This is a genomic window from Bacillus sp. 220_BSPC (assembly GCF_001054655.1).
GTDB lineage: Bacteria > Bacillota > Bacilli > Bacillales > DSM-1321 > Peribacillus > Peribacillus frigoritolerans.
Genome location: NZ_JVPL01000101.1, coordinates 1 through 22,704, shown reverse-complemented (window position 1 = coordinate 22,704; position 22,704 = coordinate 1). Strand labels below are relative to the sequence as shown.

General features: G+C 38.9%; 19 protein-coding genes and 1 pseudogene. 6 read left to right on the top strand and 14 right to left on the bottom strand.

Annotation, left to right across the window (positions count from 1 at the left end; translation table 11 throughout):
* Positions 1–515 precede the first annotated feature (515 nt).
* Positions 516–1,580, bottom strand: a complete 1,065-nt coding sequence (locus ADA55_RS06730; protein ID WP_048680987.1) for a sulfite oxidase — start codon at positions 1,578–1,580, stop codon at positions 516–518.
* A gap of 1,247 nt (positions 1,581–2,827) precedes the next feature.
* Between ADA55_RS06730 and ADA55_RS06715 the strand changes: the two genes are divergently transcribed.
* Positions 2,828–3,280 carry a hypothetical protein gene (locus ADA55_RS06715; protein WP_048680977.1) on the top strand — a complete coding sequence of 151 codons (453 nt, stop codon included), beginning with the start codon at positions 2,828–2,830 and terminating at the stop codon, positions 3,278–3,280.
* A gap of 283 nt (positions 3,281–3,563) precedes the next feature.
* On the opposite strand, the gene ADA55_RS06710 is transcribed toward ADA55_RS06715, so the two are convergent.
* The 3 genes from ADA55_RS06710 to ADA55_RS06700 form a co-directional block, all read right to left on the bottom strand.
* On the bottom strand, positions 3,564–3,878 hold the full coding sequence (locus ADA55_RS06710; protein ID WP_048680974.1) for an MTH1187 family thiamine-binding protein: 315 nt from the start codon (positions 3,876–3,878) through the stop codon (positions 3,564–3,566).
* A gap of 236 nt (positions 3,879–4,114) precedes the next feature.
* A complete protein-coding gene (locus ADA55_RS06705) occupies positions 4,115–5,275 on the bottom strand; it encodes an MFS transporter (protein WP_048680969.1) in 1,161 nt (386 codons plus the stop codon).
* A 252-nt stretch (positions 5,276–5,527) separates the two neighbouring features.
* Entirely contained in the window at positions 5,528–6,904 is a 1,377-nt protein-coding gene (locus tag ADA55_RS06700; protein ID WP_048680966.1) for a PLP-dependent aminotransferase family protein, read from the bottom strand.
* A gap of 161 nt (positions 6,905–7,065) precedes the next feature.
* Between ADA55_RS06700 and ADA55_RS06695 the strand changes: the two genes are divergently transcribed.
* Both ADA55_RS06695 and ADA55_RS31340 read left to right on the top strand, forming a co-directional pair.
* Positions 7,066–7,968 carry a DMT family transporter gene (locus tag ADA55_RS06695; RefSeq protein WP_048680964.1) on the top strand — a complete coding sequence of 301 codons (903 nt, stop codon included), beginning with the start codon at positions 7,066–7,068 and terminating at the stop codon, positions 7,966–7,968.
* Positions 7,969–8,024: 56 nt separating this feature from the next.
* Positions 8,025–8,087, top strand: a pseudogene (locus ADA55_RS31340) (FMN-binding negative transcriptional regulator); the annotation flags it as partial.
* 335 nt (positions 8,088–8,422) lie between these two features.
* Here the strand turns inward: ADA55_RS31340 and ADA55_RS06690 are convergent.
* Positions 8,423–8,653 (bottom strand): hypothetical protein, encoded by a 231-nt coding sequence (locus tag ADA55_RS06690; RefSeq protein WP_048680961.1) that lies wholly within the window; start codon positions 8,651–8,653, stop codon positions 8,423–8,425.
* Between the two features lie 332 nt (positions 8,654–8,985).
* Positions 8,986–9,477, bottom strand: coding sequence for a GyrI-like domain-containing protein (locus ADA55_RS06685; RefSeq protein WP_226990427.1), 492 nt, complete (start codon positions 9,475–9,477; stop codon positions 8,986–8,988).
* A gap of 569 nt (positions 9,478–10,046) precedes the next feature.
* Here ADA55_RS06685 and ADA55_RS06680 point away from each other — a divergent pair.
* Entirely contained in the window at positions 10,047–11,138 is a 1,092-nt protein-coding gene (locus ADA55_RS06680) for a GerAB/ArcD/ProY family transporter (RefSeq protein WP_048680949.1), read from the top strand.
* 310 nt (positions 11,139–11,448) lie between these two features.
* On the opposite strand, the gene ADA55_RS06675 is transcribed toward ADA55_RS06680, so the two are convergent.
* Positions 11,449–12,681, bottom strand: coding sequence for a serine hydrolase domain-containing protein (locus ADA55_RS06675; protein ID WP_105718951.1), 1,233 nt, complete (start codon positions 12,679–12,681; stop codon positions 11,449–11,451).
* A gap of 419 nt (positions 12,682–13,100) precedes the next feature.
* Between ADA55_RS06675 and ADA55_RS06670 the strand changes: the two genes are divergently transcribed.
* Positions 13,101–13,826, top strand: coding sequence for a vanadium-dependent haloperoxidase (locus tag ADA55_RS06670; RefSeq protein ID WP_226990426.1), 726 nt, complete (start codon positions 13,101–13,103; stop codon positions 13,824–13,826).
* A 775-nt stretch (positions 13,827–14,601) separates the two neighbouring features.
* Here the strand turns inward: ADA55_RS06670 and glnA are convergent.
* From glnA to hflX, 4 genes are all read right to left on the bottom strand, one after another.
* Positions 14,602–15,936, bottom strand: coding sequence for a type I glutamate--ammonia ligase (gene glnA / locus ADA55_RS06665; RefSeq protein ID WP_034313424.1), 1,335 nt, complete (start codon positions 15,934–15,936; stop codon positions 14,602–14,604).
* Positions 15,937–15,972: 36 nt separating this feature from the next.
* Positions 15,973–16,377 carry a MerR family transcriptional regulator gene (locus ADA55_RS06660; protein ID WP_048680941.1) on the bottom strand — a complete coding sequence of 135 codons (405 nt, stop codon included), beginning with the start codon at positions 16,375–16,377 and terminating at the stop codon, positions 15,973–15,975.
* A 196-nt stretch (positions 16,378–16,573) separates the two neighbouring features.
* Positions 16,574–17,842, bottom strand: coding sequence for an aminotransferase class I/II-fold pyridoxal phosphate-dependent enzyme (locus ADA55_RS06655; protein WP_048680936.1), 1,269 nt, complete (start codon positions 17,840–17,842; stop codon positions 16,574–16,576).
* Positions 17,843–17,854: 12 nt separating this feature from the next.
* Positions 17,855–19,108 carry a GTPase HflX gene (gene hflX / locus ADA55_RS06650; protein WP_048680932.1) on the bottom strand — a complete coding sequence of 418 codons (1,254 nt, stop codon included), beginning with the start codon at positions 19,106–19,108 and terminating at the stop codon, positions 17,855–17,857.
* 168 nt (positions 19,109–19,276) lie between these two features.
* Between hflX and ADA55_RS06645 the strand changes: the two genes are divergently transcribed.
* A complete protein-coding gene (locus ADA55_RS06645; protein ID WP_048680928.1) occupies positions 19,277–19,885 on the top strand; it encodes a trimeric intracellular cation channel family protein in 609 nt (202 codons plus the stop codon).
* Between the two features lie 37 nt (positions 19,886–19,922).
* On the opposite strand, the gene spoVK is transcribed toward ADA55_RS06645, so the two are convergent.
* From spoVK to miaA, 3 genes are all read right to left on the bottom strand, one after another.
* The gene (gene spoVK, locus ADA55_RS06640; RefSeq protein WP_048680925.1) at positions 19,923–20,879 is read right to left on the bottom strand and encodes a stage V sporulation protein K; all 957 of its coding nucleotides are present in this window, start codon (positions 20,877–20,879) and stop codon (positions 19,923–19,925) included.
* Between the two features lie 385 nt (positions 20,880–21,264).
* Complete coding sequence (gene hfq / locus ADA55_RS06635; protein ID WP_034313436.1) at positions 21,265–21,498, bottom strand: RNA chaperone Hfq; 234 nt, start codon at positions 21,496–21,498, stop codon at positions 21,265–21,267.
* Positions 21,499–21,501: 3 nt separating this feature from the next.
* Positions 21,502–22,422: a tRNA (adenosine(37)-N6)-dimethylallyltransferase MiaA gene (gene miaA / locus ADA55_RS06630; protein ID WP_048680990.1), complete on the bottom strand. Its 921-nt coding sequence runs from the start codon at positions 22,420–22,422 to the stop codon at positions 21,502–21,504.
* Between the last annotated feature and the right edge of the window lie 282 nt (positions 22,423–22,704).

The window sequence follows — 22,704 nt, the reverse complement described above, 5'->3', positions numbered from 1 at the left end:
TCCTTTTGCCACATCCAGACCAACAACTGGATTCATTGTTTTTTCCTCCTTTACTTACTAACCAGTACCCCTAGTCCTCCATGTAGTGTCATAGCTCCGCTTGTTATTCGAGATCTGTGTCCCAACCAGCCTCAAACATGTTTCTACAAGTAAGGGGCGGACAGTTTAGTTCTCGGGATCAAGTCCCACGCACCCGTTAGTTCTATAACATATAGTTGAGTTGACACAAACTGTGAAATAAAAAAGTTACCTTTCAGAAACTTAGGAGTAGAAATCCATTATTTATATTTAGGAAGCCAGTCAATTAATTGGTCATAGTTACTTGAGAAGATTGCGTTGTCTTTAGTATTAGACTGTTCAAGTGAATTAGAATCCAGCCACTCATCTCAACTTATCATCTAAATAGGGTGTCATCTCCTTATTCAGTTCTTTTTTTCTCTATATCTCAAAACCGTTATTTGGCTAAATCCAAAAGTTTTTTCAGCCGTTTTCATTTCCTTAAATTAAAATTAAAGTCATTCTACCTTAACCTTAATTTTATCAATGGCATTATACCCATAACCTTTCTTATTCCAAAAAGGTAAATTAGGTTGAATTTGACCAAATGAATCTGTTGCTCTGGATTTAATCGTGTACTCACCTTTTTCTGATATATTCCATTCGAATGACCAACTAACCCATCCATAACCAACATTCTTACCAGGTAATATACCGGCGTTACTCCATGTATTTCCATCATCCATACTAATTTCCACCTTGGTAATAACTCCTTTTCCTGTCCATGCAATCCCTTTGATTAAATGCACACCTGTATTAATTTTTTCCATATCCAGCGGTTTTTGGATAGTCGAATTGATATTTATTGCTGTGACCGGAAATGCATTTTGATCATTGTCTTTATTTGGATAATACATATAATCTATGGTTTGAAAAGGTCCAGTGAAAGTAGTATTAATAACACTTATCTGCTTTATCCACTTAACAGATGCCATTGCATACCACTGCGGAACGATTAATCTCAATGGATAACCATGTTTAAAAGGAATTGGCTGGTTATTATACTCATATGCAATGATTGTATCCTGATGCAGCGCCTTCTCGATAGGCAAACTCCTCGTGTAGGTGTAAACCTCATCCAGATCGGTCCTAAGGCCATAATCATATCCCTCCACGACAACTTCTTTTGCCCCTTCTCCTATGCCAGATAATTCAAGTAATGTCCGTAATGGTACACCTTTCCACTTACCTTGACTAATGGCCCCCTTTTCCCATTGTTCTCCAAATATTTTAGGTTCGAAGAGATTACGCTTGTCTCCCGAGCATTCAAGGACAACTTCAACCGTTTTGGATGGGTATTGAAGAATGTCTTGCATGGACAGCAGTAATGGAGCTGATACTACTCCATTTATAGGAAGCCAATAGTTTGAATAAGAAAGTGTCGGATAAGTAAAGTGGTTCCTTCTAAAAAATAATTGGTTTTCCACACTATCATTATTGATGAATTGAATGGGTGTCTCCTGATTTTCCGGCAGCAAACTACGCGTAGTTAAATAGGGTCTCACTTTTTGAGGTTTTGTCATGATTCCCTCCTAATTAATTTGAATCATTATAGATGTATACGATCATTACTGCCCATTTCATCCTACACACCATCCTGTTTAAATCCAGTTTGACTAATCCTACGGCCGATCCCATTGATCCAGATGCCCTTAGGATATTAATCCAATTGCACTTTTGAGTACTTTCGGTGCCTTTTTAATTCCTTCCGTTCCAACAAAACTGCTCGCACTCGCTATTAAAATGCTTGAAGAAATGAATTTGACCACATAAAAAATTCCTGATCCAATAATTAGATCTAGGATTAAAAACCTTTTAATTGTTGAACCTTTTATTATATAAATAACGATTTGGTCGTTTTTCTTCATACCCAGAATAGTCACACCCTTATCTTTTTCTAAATGTTATGTCAAAGGGGGTTGTCATATTCTTGTGCATCTTGCCTTTACTATTTAATTAGAACTGCTTTCTGTTAGCGTTGGGCATAAAAACATATTTCTTTTGCTGCAATTTTGTGACGACTCCATATGGTCGATATGAATGTCTTTCATTCCACCAATCTAAAATCCTTTACGTACTGAATGGGTTCTCCAGATGGAATATTAACAAACTTGTCATGGCGTTACAGGCAGGAATAATAACTGGCAAACAAAATAAAAGATATCGGATAACTTAGTGGGTACTAGTTGCTCTTACAGTGTTTTCACTGCCAGGAGTTTATACCCCTTCATCTATGAATGGATATGATGTTATTGATCTAATTTTATTTTTTATTATCAATGTGATTGCAATCTATCTTTTAGTCGGTATTTATAAAAAAAGAATGAGGAAAGAATTAGATTTCTTCTTGCCCTTTTTTGGCTTACTGATTCCACTTTTTTTACATAACAGCATATGGACCATACTTTTAACTATCATTGGCTCTATTTACATTGTCTTATTTGCTCCTTATCATTCACTTGAGGAAACTAATATTATCGATTTAAGTATTAATGCTATGGTCGAAGTTGTCATGAATATTATGTTTGTCCATTATTTTAAGAAGATATATAACTAGGAAGCACCTATTTTGGTGCTTTTTTTAATTTGACTTCACACTTTCACTTCTTCCTGACAGCTTCATTCATGCCTTATAGGTATCACGTTTCATTCCTATTAATTAAACAAACGAGAATCAAAAACAAAAAAAATTTGCCTCTTATCAGGTTCTTAGTACTAATCTCTTTTTCTCCTAATAAACTTAATAAACTAACTATTTAGGAGGGATGCAATGTTTAATCAAAAACTGGATAATATTAGGCCGCTTATTTGTAAAATTAATGACGTCACTTACCAAAAGTACCATCTATATAAGAAATCATATGAGCGGGAAGTTTTCGTCATAAAAGATTACTGTGAAGACCGCGGTATTACCAATAAGAGTATTGCATTATTCGAAGCAGTCAAGGATCATTTTGATCGTTTTAAAATCGCTAAAATTACTAAAGAAATTCATAAAGATAATATTTTTCTCGATAGCGATCTTATCCTTATAGACAAAAAAGGAAATGAGTTACACCTTTCTGGTTGTAGTTGCGGGTATGCTGGCACTGGTTCACAGGGGACAGTTGAAGTTTTGAATAAGGCTGGATTCGAGATAGATAGAAGGTTTGTGTTTTGTTCAAAAGGATTCACTCTTTTTCATCCAAATGAAGAAAAAGAACTTTATGGCGAACGTTTATAAATTATCCAGATAACGGTTTATATCTATCATTACCTAATCTCTCAGCAAGATAAAAATGGAAATGTATGAAATAAAAAATAAAAAAGCCTTGGGAACTGATAAATCAGTAATACCAAGGCTTTAAAACGATTAATACATTGACATTAATTAAAATCATTAACGAAACTCGGGATATATCTATGAAGAACAGCATTATATCTTCGAAAAACTACAATATATCGACGAAATTCAGGATATATCTCCGAAAACATCATTATCTACCCACTGTTATTTACAAAGCCTGTTATTCCTCAAGCATGCCCTTCACTCGCTCTACTTTGTCTTCCATCCTGCGTTCTTTATCACGACGGTCATCGATTCGGATATTCGTACAAACTCTAGCAAGACCTTTTTCAAAAGGTACTTCGTGCATCGCTTGGATCACTTCAAACAATTTAGGCAGGTCGCCTTCAATGATTGTATTCATGGGTGTCAATTGAAAACGAATTTCCCCCTTATCTTCATATTGCTTTAATACTCTTTGAATATCCGCCACATAGCTGCTAACACTTGGAGTTTTTGTCCCGACAGGAATAACCGTTACATCAACTATTGCCATTCTTATTCACCAATCCTTTATATGTATTTCAATCAAGAAGCATCCATCCTATAGAAGACGGATGTTTTTTACTATTATAACTCAAACTTCGCACCTGGGAAATTTGATAGGAGCTTTGAAGTTTGCCATTCGTGAAACAAAGCGCTTCTACTGGCAAGAAAATTACTATAAAATCGGCCAAATAAAAAAGAACCAGCAAACAAATCCACCTCTATTAAAATAGAGGTGGATTTATTTTAGATATGCCTTATCTTTTCATTTAAATAATCCTTATAGACCAACACAGCAACAACAATAAAACTTAGACTAACAAACCTGAAGATCATCTCTAAACTGATCGATTCTGCTAAAATACCTAATACAAACGCGCTAACTCCAACACCAACGTCAAAACTGGAAAAAAAGGTTGCGTTGGCTGCTCCTCTTTTTTCTTCACATACCTTTTGAACAGTCCATGTTTGTAAACATGGCATAACGGTGCCATAACCTGCCCCAAATAAAATCGCCGCAATGATAAGTTGAGAATCATTTGTCATATATGACAGGATAACAAGTGAAAAGAATCCTAACACAGCTGCCATAATGATAATAGACCAAGGTCCTTTTTTGTCATACCATTTTCCGGTAAACGGACGTAGTAAAGTTGAGACCGTTGCATTGATAAGGAAGAATAGAAAAATATGATCTACTTCCCTTTGCTTCCCAAAAAGAACCAAAAATGTGATGATAGCCCCAAAACCTAGTGTTGTAATAACCGTAAGTAACGCTTGGAACCATACGTCTTTTTCAAAAATCATATCCCAAAAGCGAAATGGCTTCTTCTCACGCTTTACAATAGTAGGTGAATAGACAAATTGAAGCGCAAGTAATGCCAATAAGCTCAATACTGCTGATGACCATATCAAAATATCGAAGGAAAAAGAGTCATAGATAAGGATACCTATACTCGGTGCAATGATAGCCCCGACCGTTGTGGATATAGAAAAATACCCTATTCCTTCTCCTAAGCGTGTCTTAGGAATAAAATCCACTACCATTGTACTGTTAGCTGTGGTTGATACCCCCCAAGCTGCACCATGGAAAAGCCTTAACAATAGAAGAAGCCATATCATATTAAGAAACGGATATAGAATTGTAATGACCATTAAAGCTGCACTTGCACAAATGGCCAGACTTTTCCTCTGGCTATCCATTAAATAGTAACCTACAAAAGGCCTGATTAAAACAGCACCTATCGTAAATAATGATGTTACCAGACCAACTTGAATGGAAGATGCATTCATGCTCAACAAATAGGCAGGCAAAATAGGAAGCATCATTTCAAACCCAATAAAAACTAAAAAGTTGCTTATAAATAAAAAAAGAAATGATTTATTAAAGATTCTTTGATTTTTCATATAATTATTCCTCGCTTCTAAATTATTTTTCTAAGTTAGAAGCGTTTGGAACACCGAAACATTTTTCAATTGCCTAAGGTTTTTAGTCAATTGACTCACCCTCTCTTAACCCCTTAAAAAATTTATCAAACAATCATATCAGAACCCACCTTTATAAACAAGCAGTTCTTTTTTTTATAACTTTATAGGAAGGAATTAAGTGAGCGACAAGTTAAGATTATTTAGGTTGTGACCGGAAAAACCCGACACTTTCTAAATGAGTAAAAAGTTATTGGGAGTACTATGTTTTTTTCTACTGTCAAGTAAAGCAATACAGTGAGCCAATCGCTCTACCCCTAGTTTAATTTGACTCTCGTTCACTTGAGAGATGCATAAACGAACGAGATTTTCCTTTTTATATTCTGCTAAAAACATTCTGGAGGCATCATCAACATATATATGCTGCTCGTTTAGCATATGAACAACCTGTTTTGCTTTCACATGCTCGGGCAAACTGATGGAAAGATAGAATCCGGAATTCGGTTTAGAAAAAGAAGTATTAGCCGGCAGCAATAATTCACATGCATCTTGAAGGATTTGCATTTTAGTTCGGTATACCTCTTTTACTTTTTTGAGATGACTATTAAACATACCGCTTTTTAAATAGATTTCTAGCGCACCTTGAGAAAGTGCTGAACTATTAAAATCCGAACTGAATTTATACCGTAAAAAGTTGTTCATCATTAATGCAGGAAGAACGACAGTCCCAATCCTTAACCCTGGGAGAAAAATTTTCGAAAGGCTTTTAATATAAATCACTCTCCCAGAAGGATCAAAAGAAAATAAAGGATCTGATTTTGGATTTGGATCAAGGTCTCCTAAAATATCATCCTCCACTATATATACATCGTATTTTTCAGCTAACTCAACGATTTTTTTCTTTTCGCCATTTGTGTAACTATGTCCAAGTGGATTGTGAAATCTCGGGATAATATAGAAAAATTTTATATCATTATTTCGAAAAATGTATTCCAGTCGATCAAGGTCTATTCCTTCCATTGATAATTCGATCCCAAAAGTGGTGGCTTGATGCAGATTGATGGACTCGATGAATCCAAAATAAGTAGGCTGTTCAATTAGAATATTGTTTTTCCCATTTGGAAATGGCATAGAAACTAATAAATGGAGGGCTTGCTGCGAGCCAGAGACAACGACTAATCTTTCTGGTTGGGTGAAAACCTGTAAATTTTGCAAATATTTCACCAACTGTACTCGCAGTGGGTAAAGTCCTTGTTGATCAGAGTATGTAAAAAGCTCTTCTTTATAATGGTCAATTGCTTGATTCATACAATGTTGAAATTCTACATAGGGCATAACATTTTTATCTGGACCGGCAGATAAAAAATCAATCACCCCATTTTCTTCCGCCTCTTTTTGATAATCATTCACAACATAGTAGCCGCTTTTAGGAACAGAATAAATTAAATGCTCTTTTTCAAGTTCGTCGTATGCTTTAATGACCGTATTCTTGCTACATGAAAAATACTCAGATAACTGACGAACAGAAGGAAGTTTACTGCCTGCATTTAGCGAACCACCTGCTAGTCGAAGCTTAATGTCTTCCATTATCTTAATATATTTTGAGTTCATCACATAATCCTCCTTAAACTGTACCAGGTCAGATGGGTAAAAAATGGGTTTATTTTTATTGTATGTACTCATAGTATGTTAATTATAGCAAAACTGTTTTTTATGATAAATAAACAATGGTACAGATGTGATACAAAATATAAAGATTGGGGTTGGGTAAGATGCAGGGAGTAACCAGGGAGAAATTAGGATTATTGTTGGGATTAGCAGGCGTCATTTGTTTTAGCTTAACGCTCCCCGCTACAAGTATTGCTGTAGAGTATTTTGGGACTACGGTCGTCGGTTTAGGAAGAACGGTTGTTGCTGCTATTTTAGTAGCGGTGGTATTGTTCGTTCGAAAGGAAAAACTGCCTTCTCCAAGTCAATTCAAAAGTCTACTTATTGTTGCTGTTGGTGCAGTTTTAGGATTTCCTCTCCTCACTTCTTGGGCAATGGAATCCTTGCCTGTTTCTCATGGAGCTGTGGAAGTAGCACTGTTACCGTTAGCAACAGCTGGATTTGCTATGTTTAGAGCAGGTGAAATCCCTTCAATCAAATTCTGGATTTCAAGTATAATCGGCTCTTTAGCTGTCATTATGTATGCACTTCATCTTGGATTCGGTCAATTGCAATTTGCCGATTTAGCTTTACTAACGGCTGTGATCATACTTGGGCTTAGCTACGCAGAAGGGGGGAAATTAGCGAAAGAATTAGGCAGCTGGCAAGTGATTGCTTGGGCAATAATGATCGGTGCTCCATTTTTCATTATTCCAGTTGGACTAAACCTTACAACTGAAATGCTCCATGCCCCTATCCAAGCTTGGGTTAGCTTAATTTATCTCGCAGTGGTTAGTCAATTTCTAGCATATGTTGCTTGGTATAGCGGAATGGCTATGGGCGGGATAGCAAGGGTTAGTCAGATTCAATACTTACAACCATTTTTGATGATTCTATTTGCAACAGTATTTCTAGATGAATCCATCACATCTTTCACTCTTGTAACAGCAGTGATTGTTGTCTTTTCTGTCATATTAGGCAAAAATGCTCCCGTAACAAAAAAAGTAGCTGTATCAGGGAAAAGCTAACTGCATTTAGAACAACCGAATTCCAATAGATGAAAGAGACCGACAGTCATGAATATGGATTCAAAATAAAAATCAACAAAATAGAAGGGAAAGCTAAGTTAAGTCAAAATCATCCATTGTAAAGACAAAAGTTAATCGTTGAACAACTGAACGAATTTCGAATACGGATGAGCAACTGATTTCATTATTAATGAAATCAAATCTAAAGAAATAATAGAATGTTACTGCACTAACAGGAGTGTTGATCAAATAAGGATTAACGCTCTATCTTTTTTCACATTAGGCTTAAATCTCGTATTGTAAAATCCTTATATGTAAAAGTTTTCATTTTCATTAGGTCTTCCAGATCCCGCGACTTAGCTTCACTGGCTTCTTAGCCGTTTTCTTTTCTTATCATGGTTCATCGTTCTCACCGCCATAAAAAAGCACCCAAATTATTGGATGCTCCTCCTTTTTATTCGTCAATTTTGACTTCTTTCAATAGATCATTTCTATACGAAATTGCATCTCGTTCAAAAACTTTTTTAAACCTGTTTTCGTACTCTTCACGGGTTATTAGACCTTTTTCTTCCAGTAATTCCACTATAGCTCTAACCCTTACTCTACTCGACACTAATTCGTTTGTCATATTGGACAATAAAATACTGATTTTCTCATCATCATTCATTTTCTCATCATCATTCATTTTCTCATCCCCTTTGTTTAACTAATTTGACAAAAGGGACCAATTCCCTGCAAAGAAAAGCACCCAAAATAATCGATGCTAATGTTTTTCAATAGGTTAAATGAGGATGGTGTTAGTTCCTTTTTTACACCCTCATATAAACTATGAGCCATACTATAAAACCATATTATCGAAAACTTTATAAGGACTACCTAATTGTATCCTATGGTAATAATGCACCTTTTACTCTATGTAAACTCCTTCAATCTTTGCTACATTAAATAATGAATGCATGTTAACAGCTAAGAGTTTATGCTATTCTATCGGCTTAACCTTATATCTCAAAACTGTTTTTAATTTTGAAGGTTCAACTTTCCCAAAATCTGAAAGATATATTTCCCTATGTTGTAATGTTTTTCCAGATTATTATTTTTTATGAATTCATTCATTACTTTAAAACTTTGAGGTTCATCATATGGACCAACATGAAGGATTTGGACAGATAAACCATCTTGAAATGTACCGAACCTTACATCATTTAGAAATGGATGTGGTTTCTTTTTTTCTACATGTTCAAATGCTCTGTCCACTATTTCCTTTGTTACAAAATCTGGTTGTCTAATCATGATCGTATATAATAATTCATCTTTATTTAATGTATCTAGTTTCTTACCCTCTTCCGTTAAATCCCAAATTCCTTCTAATGGATATACGGTATATTCAAAATATCCAGCTGGAGTGTATCCTTGCTTCGGCATCATTCTGACCGCATAAGCCAATGAATAAAGAACACCTATCTTTTCAGCGAATTCGTGCTCATTTGGATTTCCTTTTCCCTTTATCAAAAAAAATTTCTGTTCAAGTTCAGGTTTTTGTTTTGGAATATATAAATTCTTCTCTTGTTTTTATTTCATTAGCTTTTGTTCCCTTCTATATATTTTTTCCATTCATCAAGAAATTAACAAACAGTTTGTCATCTTATTATCAAAGGACAATAGTTCTCTAAACGTTCATCGTCAACCTTTTTATTAGCCGTGTCCGGAAAAGTATTAAGATCACTATTGCTTAATATTTCTTTTTATCACTCATCTATTATACCCCGCTGTTGTTCCAGGATAAGACTTTCCAACTATCCTTAGGAAAAGGGCATCCCGGTTCTCTATTTCCCTTTTTTGTCCGCTTACGCTTAAACACATTCCTTATTGTAAGCCAGACCCTTGCCGTCCACATGTGTCCGTTCCTTGTCTAATGCCTCACACAAATAGTTTCCATTAAATGTAACTGAAACTCTCAACATACCGACAAGGATCCATACTAAAATTCCATCCATAATTTAATCGATCTTTTTTGAATAGATTACACTTATAAAAGCCAGATTATTAAAATATATGAGTGATACAAATGAGGGTCCTACATGAATCAAGCTGGTGTTAATGAAAAATATAAGGTATCGCCATTTTATGTGTTTTTTTTAGTGCATTCCATGCAAACTGGATTAGGCGTATTGAGTTTTCAAAGAGATTTGGCTAAAGCGACGGGAACCGATGGCTGGTTATCCATACTCCTAGCTGGATTGATTGTTCATATATTAATTTGGTTAATCTATAAGATATTTAGGATTGTTCCTGGAGATATAATCTCCACTAATAATCATGCATTCGGTAAATGGATTGGTAATTTCTTCAGTCTATTATTTATTCTTTACTTTTTTGTCCTTGGAATGACGATCATAATCGGCTATATAAATGTCATTCATGTTTGGATGTTTGAAGAGGTACCTTCATGGGCATTTGCTTTGGTTTTCCTTATTTTGATTTATTATATAAATACAGGAGGATTCCGAACCATTACGGGTATTGCCTTCTTAACTGTAATAGTTTCATACTGGCTTTTATTTGTACCTTTTTATGGTTTTAAATACTCTGATTTCACCGGTTTTCTTCCTATTTTCCATCATGATTTAGTCGAAATAATGAAAGGAACTAAAAGTTTTTCATTATCCATGCTTGGATTTGAAATGATACTTATGTATTATCCGTTCATCAAAAGTGCTGAAACATCGCAAAAGTATGCTCACGGAGGAGTTGTGCTCACTACGTTATTGAGCTTATTACTTTATTTTGTATCGATAATCTTTTATTCACAGAAACAATTGACCCTTACTCTATGGCCAACACTAACATTGACCAGTATTATTGAGTTGCCCTTTATTCAACGGTTTGAATACATAACTGTTTCTTGGTGGACAATCGTTATCATACCCAATATGGTCATTCCTTTGTGGGCTGCCAGCAGGGGGGTCAAGCGCTTATTCAATGTCCAGCAAAAGTATCCCTTATGGGGAATGTCCATAATCATACTACTTGTGAATATATTTTTTTATGATATCGATTCCTTATATATATTAAATAAAATAATCAATCCCTACAGCATATGCTTCATTGTTATATACTTGCCTCTTCTTTTTGTTTTCATAAGCATTAAAAAATCGCGGAACCGGTTATGAAAAAGTTGGAAATTTCCAGTGATCCTGTAGCTGCTGTTCTTATAACGAGCTCACTATCACAAATTGTCCCCATCAGATAAATATCAATTCCTTCACCAAATAAGTTCGGGCTAGGGAAACAAAAGGAAGACCACGTAAAAGTGGTCTTCTTAAGTAAATCCTATGGAACTAACGCACCCTATTGTTAAGAACAATATTTACACTCTTGCTAAGCTAAGTACCAAAGGCAACTTTTGCTTCCAATCGGCCGCAAGGGAGTTGACCGTTGGGTGTTTTGGGTTGAGAGAGGGCGTACCTGGCGAGCTCGTTGTCAGTCTTCGATTGCCTGGTAGACCATGGTCCAGAAGTCGTGGATAAGTCTCGCTGAATCCGGGGTGGACATCCCGACCTGGGTGAGCAGGATTCCGGCGAGCTGTTTGTCCGGGTCGGCGTATGTCGTGGTGCCGGCTCCACCGTCCCAGCCGAACTGGCCGATGGAAGCGTAGTCACCACGGTAAGTGCGCACTGCCATCCCGAAGCCCCACCCGCCGTGTTGCCCTTGGCCGAATGACACATGGACGTTGTTGCTGGCCATGGCGTTTCGCGCAGCTTGTTGCTCGTGCGTGAGGCGGTTGGTGGTCATCAGCTGAACAGCGGGCCGGGACAGAATCCGTTCTGTCCCATGCATCCCATGATTCAGCAGCATCTGGAAGTAGGCGTGGTAGTCGTCGACGGTGGATGAAAGTCCGCCTCCGCCGCCCTGGAACGCCGGAGGCTGGCTGTGGCGTCCCCCCTTTGCCTCGTCCCACACGATGAACTCCCCTGTCTGCGGGTCAGGGGCGTAGAGGGGCGGCAGCCGGTCAATCTTGTCGGCGGGCACGTGGAAACCGGTGTCCTTCATGCCCAGGGGTTCGAAGATGCGTTCGCGCAGAAACGTCTCTAACGACTTGCCCGTGACCCTGGCGACGAGCACGCCGAGTAGATCGTTGCTGATATGATACTGCCAGCGCTCTCCGGGCTGGTGCATCAGCGGGAGTGTGCCCAGGCGGCGCATCCATTCATCCGGCTCGGGCATCGGCTCCGGTAGATCGGGCGTGAGCCCCTGCTCGAAGATCGCTCCCATAATCGGAGTGCCCAGCAACGTTATATCCATGCCGAGCCCGAACGTGGAGGTCAGCAGGTCCCGTACGGTGATCGGCCGCCGTGCCGGCACGGTATCGTCCAGCGGGCCGTCGATCCGCTTCAGCACCCGCCGGTCGGCGAGTTCGGGCAGCCACTGCTCTACTGTGTCATCCAGCCTCAGCCTGCACTCGTCGAGCAAGATCATCGCCGCCGCCATCGTGACCGGCTTGGACGTCGAGGCAATCCGGAAGATCGTGTCCCGGCGCATCGGCGCACCACCGTCATGGCGCATCGTACCTATCACTTCGACATGCGTCTCACCGTACCGGCTGACCAGGGCGACGAGTCCAGGGATTTTCCCGGACTCGACATGCCGTGCCAGCACCTCACGCAGTCTACGCAGTCCTGCTTCAGAGAAGCCGTTGTTGCTTATCTTTTTCACTTGGGTTCCCTCTCTTCACCTTTTTATCAGCCCTATTGTTCTACAAAATCGCTTTTGATAGAGCCATATGTTCATAGGACGTTTATTCTCGGTTTTATCTTTTCCGTAAGTAATCTTCTTTGACAACCGTGGTCTTGCCTACTAATTGGAGCCGAGCATAGCGAAAATACTGCCCCTATCCATTTAAGCTCCTACCTTCACAACACCTAAATATGTATATTCTGGAAGTCAATATATATTCTTTCTTCAAATAACTTCCCCGATAGTTGCAAAGTCTGCCTGAGCATCCAGGGAATTGAAGTAAAACACATCTTAATCTAAGTGTATAACTCTTTCTCCTCTGATAAGGAATCAAAAAGTTATATGGTCATACTTCATTACACTTAATCATAAGGAACAAGGAGAACATTAATTAGGGGATGGTCTTTATGAGAATAAGTTATAGAAGATGGACAGAGTTTCCTTACCCAGGGGAAAGTCTCCCACCTAAAGGTTCTCCAGAGGCAGGAAATTGGCCAATGTTTTTTATTTCAAGGGGAAGAGACAATGATTTCCTGGACCCCTTTCATCAACGAATCATTTGGCGAGTTAAAAATCCACTTGATATTGATTGGGAAACAGAGTTATTCATTGTAGAAGAGACATTAAAGTCATTGACTTCCCAGCAAATACGCATCGCACAATATTGGGGAACAGGTGAATTAACGGCGAAAATTACCACTCTAATTTTCAATTTAGCTGAAAAATATATGCTGGGGTCACCGAGTGTTGCAAGGGTTCAGAGTTATTTCCACGCGGCTATGAATGATACCTTTGTTATCACATGGTTTTTAAAATATCATTGGGATGTTGCACGTCCAAATCAATATGGAAGAAATCTGTCTACTGTGCTGTTTACCCCTCGTTTTCCAGCTTACCCTTCTGCACACGCAACAGTGGCAGGCTGTGCAGAGACAGTATTAAGTTATTTCTTCCCTCAAGAGTCTTCAGAATTAATGAAAATAATGGAAGAAAGTGCTCAATCTCGTTTGTACGCTGGCGTACACTTTAATGTGGATAATAAAGAAGGTTTAAGTTTAGGCAGACAAATTGGAGAGGTGGTTGTAAGCTTTTTAAGGGCACAAAATCTAAATACGCTTCAATAATATTTTAGGTTCAGGTTGTGCTAACCTGAACCTTTAGTTAAATAAAGAAAGAGCTGCATAAAGTCAGCCCCAATCTTCAGCTAAAGCACCTGTTAGTGGACCAAGTCTATATACTTTTCCATAGCTAATCAATCTTTCATCCACTTTGTTGTTGGAAAATTGGTCTTTCTATTAGTAATGTTTATAGCTTTTACCTTGGACAAAAGGCAATGTGTAAATACTGCAATTATCACTCCAATTAAAATTTCCGCTACTACATCTAAGGGGAAAAAGAGTGAATGAGCTAAATATAAAACATAAAAGATTTTTATCTTTTTTTGAAGTTATGAAAAAATAACTGATCAAGTAATCTATAAAAATGAAAGAAATGCCTGAGCCTAATATTGAGAATACAGGCCCACTTTTTGTACCCTTTGCTTCTACAGCAAGTAACAGATCATTAGTTTCTGTTTTAAACATGAGCTATAAAAAGAACTATTCTACAAACAAAGGTACTGCAACCTAAATCCGAATGCAGTTTCATTACCTTTTCCAAAGGAAAAGATTAGGTCATGGCAGCGTTGCTATAACTTCTGATGTATACGCACATATAAACAAAAAACTCGAAAAGAAAAACATAGACAAGTTTGAGGAATACACCAAGGGAATAATCGATTAAATTTTTTTGCTGAATTTGGTGGGTAAATGGTGGGCAAATATCTACTTCATTTATATGACTTAGATTTGCCCACCAAACAAAAACCCCTGACACCAGAGGTGCCAAGGATTTGAGCTATTAATACATGGACATATATTGTTCGCGTTCCCATGGGTGGACTTGTGTACGGAACATATCCCACTCGATTTCTTTTGCTTCGACGAAGTGTTCAAGTAAATGTTCACCTAATGCTTCTTTGATGACTTCATCAGATTTTAATGTTTCCAATGCAGCATATAAAGTAGCTGGTAGATCAACTATACCTACTTCTTCACGTTCTTCTTTATTCATTACATAGATGTTGCGATCAACTGGAGCTGGAGGAGTCAAGTCGTTCTTGATACCGTCAAGACCAGCTTTTAGCAGAACGGCAAGTGCCAAGTATGGGTTTGCTGCTGGATCGACACTACGTACCTCTACGCGAGTACTTACTCCGCGTGAAGCTGGGATACGGATTAGCGGGCTACGGTTTTTAGCAGACCATGCAACATAACAAGGAGCTTCGTAACCAGGAACTAAACGTTTGTATGAGTTAACAGTTGGGTTTGTTACCGCAGTGAAGCTTGGAGCATGCTTAATGATACCTGCGATGAATTGCTCAGCTGTTTTGCTTAATTCCAATTTACCTTCTTTATCATAAAATGCGTTTTCGTTGCCTTTGAATAGAGAAACGTTACAGTGCATTCCAGATCCGTTAACACCGAACAATGGTTTTGGCATGAATGTTGCGTGTAAACCATGTTTGCGGGCAATCGTTTTAACAACCAATTTAAATGTTTGGATGTTATCACAAGCTGAAATCGCATCTGCATATTTAAAGTCAATTTCATGTTGTCCTGGAGCTACTTCATGGTGGGATGCTTCGATTTCAAATCCCATTTCTTCAAGCTCAAGAACGATATCACGACGGCAGTTTTCTCCTAGGTCAGTAGGTGCAAGGTCAAAGTATCCGCCTTTATCGTTCAATTCCAGCGTCGGCTCGCCTGCTGCATCCAGTTTGAATAGGAAGAATTCAGGTTCAGGTCCAAGATTGAAATCTGTGAAGCCCATTTCTCTTGCTTCTGCAAGAACACGTTTTAGGTTTGCACGTGGATCTCCATCAAAAGGAGTTCCATCCGTATTGTAAATATCACAGATCAAACGTGCCACTTTACCTTTCTCGGAAGTCCAAGGGAAGATAACCCATGTATTTAGATCAGGATATAGGTACATATCAGACTCTTCGATACGAACGAAGCCTTCAATGGAAGATCCGTCAAACATCATTTTATTATCAAGTGCTTTTTCTAATTGACTGACTGGGATTTCAACGTTTTTAATTGTCCCTAAAATGTCAGTGAATTGTAAACGAATGTACTTAACATTTTCTTCTTTCGCTAAACGAGTGATGTCTTCACGTGTGAACTTTGCCAATTTCTATTCCCCCTAATAATTCATAAATCATATTTTTTATTGGAAAAAACGGGACATATCCCCTTGTCTAAGAGATGTTCGATGCTTGCTTCCTTGTAAAAGCTCGGCACGCAGAAGCTTGCGAAGCTCCTCGTCACTAAGGTCATGCCTTATTTTTTCCGCTTGTTCTAATTCTTGAGTTTTAGGTAAATTCTGTTCCTTTACAGTGAAAATCTTTTTAATGCCGGCCAGATTGACTCCTTGTTCGATTAAATCTTTAATCTCAAGCAGTCGATCGATGTCATTTAATGAAAAGACCCGACGATTTCCATCTGTTCTCATAGGAGTAATAAGTTGATGCTCTTCGTAATACCGAATTTGGCGTGCAGACAACTCAGTTAACTGCATGACGATTCCGATGGAAAAAAGAGGCATCGAACGCCGAATGTTGTTGCCGCTCATTCTTAGCATCCTCCTTTTGTTTATCTTAAAATAATCTTATATCATGTTATTAAACTTGTCAATATGATGTTACATTTTATAACGTGATTTTATCAGAAAAATTAAATGATTTGTTACTACACAAATATTATGACTATTATTCTTACTGGAATCCAATTGTATCTGGATTCCCATAACATAACTTATTTAATTTCAATTACAATTGAATCAGCTTTTTGTCCATTAGCGCATTCACAGCAGTCAATACAGCCATTTTAACATGGGCGTATGTCAATCCGCCTTGAACATAAGCAACATATGGAGCCCTTGTCGGACCATCTGCCGTCAGTTCAATGCTGGCCCCCTGTATAAAGGTGCCTGCAGCCATGATTACATCGTCCTCATATCCCGGCATATAGGCAGGATATGGTGTCACATGTGAATTGATTGGTGATGCATATTGGATGGCCTGACAGAAGGCAACCATCTTATCCCGTTCATCAAATTGAACGGATTGAATCAAGTCAGTTCGCTTCGCATCCCATTTTGGGGATGTATTCATACCGAGCTTTTCTAAAAAGGCCGCTGTGAACATCGCTCCTTTAACAGCTTGGCCCACGACATGCGGTGCCAGGAAGAATCCTTGGTACATTTCCTGCAGACTATAAAGCGAAGCACCTGCTTCAGCCCCTATTCCTGGTGATGTTAACCGATAAGAGCAAGCTTCAACCAGGTCCTTTTTACCAACAATGTATCCACCGGTTTTCACTATCCCGCCGCCAGGATTTTTAATGAGTGAACCAGCCATTAAATCCGCTCCGACATGACATGGTTCTTGTGTTTCAACAAACTCTCCATAACAATTATCCACGAACACGACGATTTCCGGGTTAATCTCTTTAACAAAGGCAATCATTTCCTTTATTTCATCAATCGTAAAGGAAGGACGTGTAGCATACCCTTTTGATCGTTGTATACCGATCATCTTCGTATTCGGTTGAATGGCATGTTTGACGGCTTCGAAATCAACGGTTCCAGTTTCCGCCAACGGAACGGCCTTATAGCTGATCTGAAAATCACGTAAAGATCCAATACCCGTCCCCCGGATACCGACGATTTCTTCCAAAGTATCATACGGCTTTCCAGTTATGTATAACAATTCATCCCCTGGGCGCAAAATGCCGAAAAGAGCTGTGGAGATGGCGTGTGTGCCTGATATAATTTGGGGGCGCACCAATCCAGCTTCCGCTCCGAAAACATCTGCGTATATCAATTCCAGCGTATCGCGGCCCATATCATCGTATCCATACCCAGTAGTCGGGATGAAGTGGGAATCACTCACTTTATGTGCTTGATAACTTTGTAATACGCGAAATTGATTTTCTTCGATTCGTTCGTCCACTTGCTTATGTAATGGAGAAATCATTGCTTCCACTTCCTGGGCAATGTTTTTCAACACTTCTCCATTTGTTAACTGCTGATACATCAAAATTCCCCTTTATAATGAATATTTCTCCAGCTGCCCGGTTATTGGATGATCAGCTAGACAAAAACCTTTGCATTCATATCTTTCCGATTCTTCATTAAAGGAGAGAGTGCGCAATATGGTTTCATTTTTCAGCTGTGATAATAGTTTACCCTCACTCGATGGCAGGAAAACATGATACGGGATCATTTCTTCAATCACGTACTTTTCAATTTCTTCCATGATTTCATTCAGATCCGATTGTTCATAGGCACTGATCATTAATGAAGCACGACTGGCTGATCTCACAAAATCAGCGTGAACCTTATCTTTCTTATTATACAACGTTAGCTGTGGAATGGAAGGGACATCTAAGTCATTTAGCAAATCCTGCACCGTTTTCTGATGATTAAAGTAATCGGTACTTGAGGAATCGACCACATGTAACAGCAGATCCGCTTCTTTCACCTCTTCCAAGGTAGAGCGGAATGCGGCAATTAAAGATGTCGGCAAATCTTGTATGAATCCAACCGTATCCGTCAGCAGCACGGTAAATCCGCTAGGAAGAATCGCCTTTCGTGTCATGGGATCCAGCGTAGCGAATAATTGGTTCTCTTCATATGAATCCGCCTCCGTCAAACGGTTGAACAGCGTTGATTTACCTGCATTCGTGTATCCCACAAGTGCTATTTGAAAGGTCTTATTACGTTTCCTTCTATCACGATAGCGTTCACGATGCTTCACTATTCCACTTAATTGCTGCTTGATTTCATCTATTTTCCCACGGATGTGGCGGCGGTCGCTTTCCAGCTTCGTCTCCCCTGGTCCCCTTGTGCCGATTCCGCCTCCTAGCCTGGACATTGCCGTCCCCTGTCCAACCAAACGCGGCAATAAATATTGGAGCTGAGCAAGTTCAACCTGCAGCTTCCCTTCCCTGGATCGAGCCCGCTGAGCAAATATATCCAATATTAGCTGTGTCCGGTCTATGACCCTTGCCTCCAATTGTTTCGAAAGGTTCCGAATCTGGCTCGGGGATAATTCATCATTAAAGATAAATAAATCCGGCTCCAGTTCCTCTTCCAGATTCCGGAGTTCTTCCACTTTTCCTTTTCCTATATATGTAGCCGGATCGACGCTTTCCCTTTTCTGGGAGATGGTCATTAAAACCTCAGCATTCGCAGTCTTCGCCAAAGAAGCCAGTTCATCGAGTGAATATTCAAAATGTTCACTGGTCTCAGTTGTTTGACACCCAATCAAGACAGCCGTTTCCTTTATTGCTTCTTCCAAATCACATGCACCACCTTCTGGTAGATTTCAGTTAATCATAACAAAAAAATTGAATATATAAAAATTTCCTCAAAACGAAGCTTTTAACCGTTTTAAAAATTGCGATACCATGCTAAAATCAAATTTGGCTTTACCATCAAAATCGAAAAGACATAGAGGGACATTCATATGACATGGGAAGTATTAAGCTTCATAGGTACGATTGCATTCGCTATAAGCGGAACCATCATCGCCATGGAAGAAGAGTATGATATTTTAGGAGTTTATATTTTAGGAATCATAACCGCCTTTGGCGGCGGGGCAATCCGCAATCTGTTGATCGGCGTCCCCGTTTCAGCTTTATGGGATCAAAGTTTCTATTTTGTCATCGCTTTAGTATCCATCACCATCGTTTTTGTTTTTCCTACAAACCTATCAAAGCACTGGGACAGATGGGGAAATCTCAGTGATGCCATTGGCCTCTCAGCCTTTGCCATCCAAGGGGCGATGTATGCCGTGGAACTTAATCATCCAATAAGCGCCATTATAGTATCAGCTGCATTAACCGGATGCGGCGGCGGGATACTCCGTGACGTGCTGGCCGGAAGAAAGCCATTGGTCTTCAGAAAAGAAATCTACGCAGTATGGGCCATCATTGCAGGCTTGGCTTTAGGCAGTGGTGTTTTATCCCAATCATGGCAGCTTTATTTGCTCTTTGCCGTCATCACGATATTGCGAGTCCTTTCTTACACCAATAATTGGCATCTTCCTAATAAAAAATGGGTGCCTAAAACATAAATTTGAAAAGCCCGCCATCTTGGTGGGCTTTTCCATGTCAATCTTTCTCTTCATCCTCGAAAATCAAATCTTGGCTGGTAAGCGTCAATAAATCGGATTTTTCAAATGAATCTTCCAGTAAAAGCCGCATCGCCTGCGCCCTAATTGACTTTTCTATTATATTGCGGATATAACGACCGTTAGAAAATGAAATAGGTCCCCGGAATGAACGTAATATGATTAAATGTTCCCTTAATTTCCTTTCGGCATCCCGATTCATAAGATACTCCTTTTCCTGCAGCATCCGATCGGCTATTTCCATTAACTGTTCAATCGTATAATCCGGAAAATCAATAACGAGCGGGAACCTGGAATGAAGGCCAGGATTAAGACTTAGGAAATATTCCATTTCCCTCGAATATCCAGCAAGGATCAATATGAATTCATGCTGCCGATCCTCCATATGCTTGACAAGGGTATCTATGGCTTCTTTTCCAAAATCCTTTTCGCCGCCTCTTCCCAAGGAATAGGCTTCATCAATAAATAAGATTCCGCCAATGGCCTTCTTAATTAAATCCCTGGTTTTTTGGGCAGTATGACCAATGTATTCCCCGACTAAATCTGCCCTCTCCGCTTCAATTAAATGCCCTTTCGAAAGTACATTCATTTTTTGAAACAACTTCCCGATTAAACGTGCAACCGTTGTTTTCCCTGTTCCCGGATTTCCTTTAAACATCATATGCAGCGCTTGCCGGCCAGTCTTCAGCCCCTTTGCCTCACGTTGTTTATTGATGTAAATCCAGGCATATATCTCTTTTATCATCCGTTTCATTTCTTCCATTCCAACCAGCGATTTCAGTTCATCTTCAATCTCTTTCAATGCCACATGCTGGTGGGGGATTTCCTGCACCAAAATTTCTTTTATCGGCAGATCCTTTTGTAGCGCTTTTCTGTTTTCCGCATTAAACACAATATTGATTTGCCCGTTATTTTTCATACGGATCGGTTGTTCCATTTCTTTCACCTCTCCATCTTGGACCCTGACTCTAACACCACAATTTTTTATGATGGCATGGCAAATGCTGCATAGCCAAAATTATCCCATCGGAAAATTCGTTTATTCCTTTCGTGATTAAGCCCCATTCCCTTCTTGAAAAGCGACTTATTCTGACAGGATTTTTTCATTGGAGGATTTATTACGACAAATCCCATTCCCATTCACCAATATATTAGGGGTAATGTCATTTCCTGCGGTTTCCCGGAAAATAATCCGTCCCTTGATATATATTCAAATAAGGTACGTAAAATTATCGATTCTTTGAAAAAGGACAGAGAAGGGCATGCAAAAAAAAAAAACAGGTCGCTATAAGCTAAACCTGTTTTTTCATTCATATATATGATTATTCCTTCACTTCGTAATCGATCTGAACATTACGTTGTGGAGCAAATGTAGAAATCGCATGTTTATAGACTAATTGCTGCTTGCCCTCCGATTCAAATAAAACGGTAAAATTATCGAACCCTTTCACTTGTCCTCTAATCTGGAACCCGTTTAATAAAAATACCGTCACATACGTACCATCTTTACGTAATTGATTAAGAAACTGATCTTGAATATTTACTGATTGTTTCATGTATTAGTCCTCCTCTTTTCTCTCTAAATTTATGTATTCGCCTTCACTGAAAAGCTTTCCTGCTATAAATCCAGATATTTCATGTATTTTTTTTGGAAAACCTTCGAGATCGGTCATATCAAACCAAATTACATCCATTTTATTCCGGAACCAGGTCAATTGCCTTTTTGCGTATCGACGGGAGTTTTGCTTTAATGTCTCAACGGCTTCATCCAATGAAGCCCTTCCATCAAAATAATCATAGATTTCTTTATAGCCTATAGCCTGGATCGATTGGCAATCCCTCAAACCTTTTTCATGAAATGACTCCACCTCTTGAATCAGCCCTTGTTCTACCATGACATCAACACGTTGATCGATGCGTTGATATAACTTTTCACGTTCCATTGTCAATCCAATGATGCACGTATCATATTTCAATTCTGTAGGCTGTTCATTTAGCTGCTCACTCATCGTTTTACCAGTACAATGAAAAATCTCAAGTGCCCTGATCACCCTTCTTACATTATTGGGGTGAATCCGATTCGCGCTTTCAGGGTCAACGCTGCGTAATTGTTCAAAAACAGGATCGATTCCTGACTCCCTTACCTGTTTTTCAAGTCCCTCCCTATAAACAGGGTCGGATGGAGCCTCCGAAAATTGATAATCATAGATGACTGATTGTATGTATAATCCTGTTCCGCCGACGATAATGGGAAGTTTACCTCTGCTTTGGATATCCTCGATACAAGCATTGGCTCGCTCCTGGAACTCTGCTGCACTAAATGGTTCATCAGGTTCTTTAATATCAAGTAAATAATGAGGGATTCCTTCTGTTTCTTCCCTTTTGATTTTTGCAGTACCAATATCCATCCCCTTATAAACCTGCATGGAGTCTCCGCTAATAATTTCACCATTAAATAACTTTGCCATCTCAATGCTCATCTTTGTCTTCCCAACAGCAGTCGGTCCAATGATAACGAGAAGTTTTCCTTTTTGTTGTTTCACAATCTCACTGCCTTATATGATTTTTTCCCTATCTTATCATAATCTCGTTGAGAGCAGCTAAACATCTACCCATTATGTCCAATTGAGGTACTTTTATTCAATTTTTCACTTGTAATAATCGTCACCTTTATATAAAAAAGGTATGATCCCTTTGAGGGATCATACCTTCCAGTTTGTCGACAAAAGGGGTTCGGAATTAAAAAATTCTGAACCCCTTTT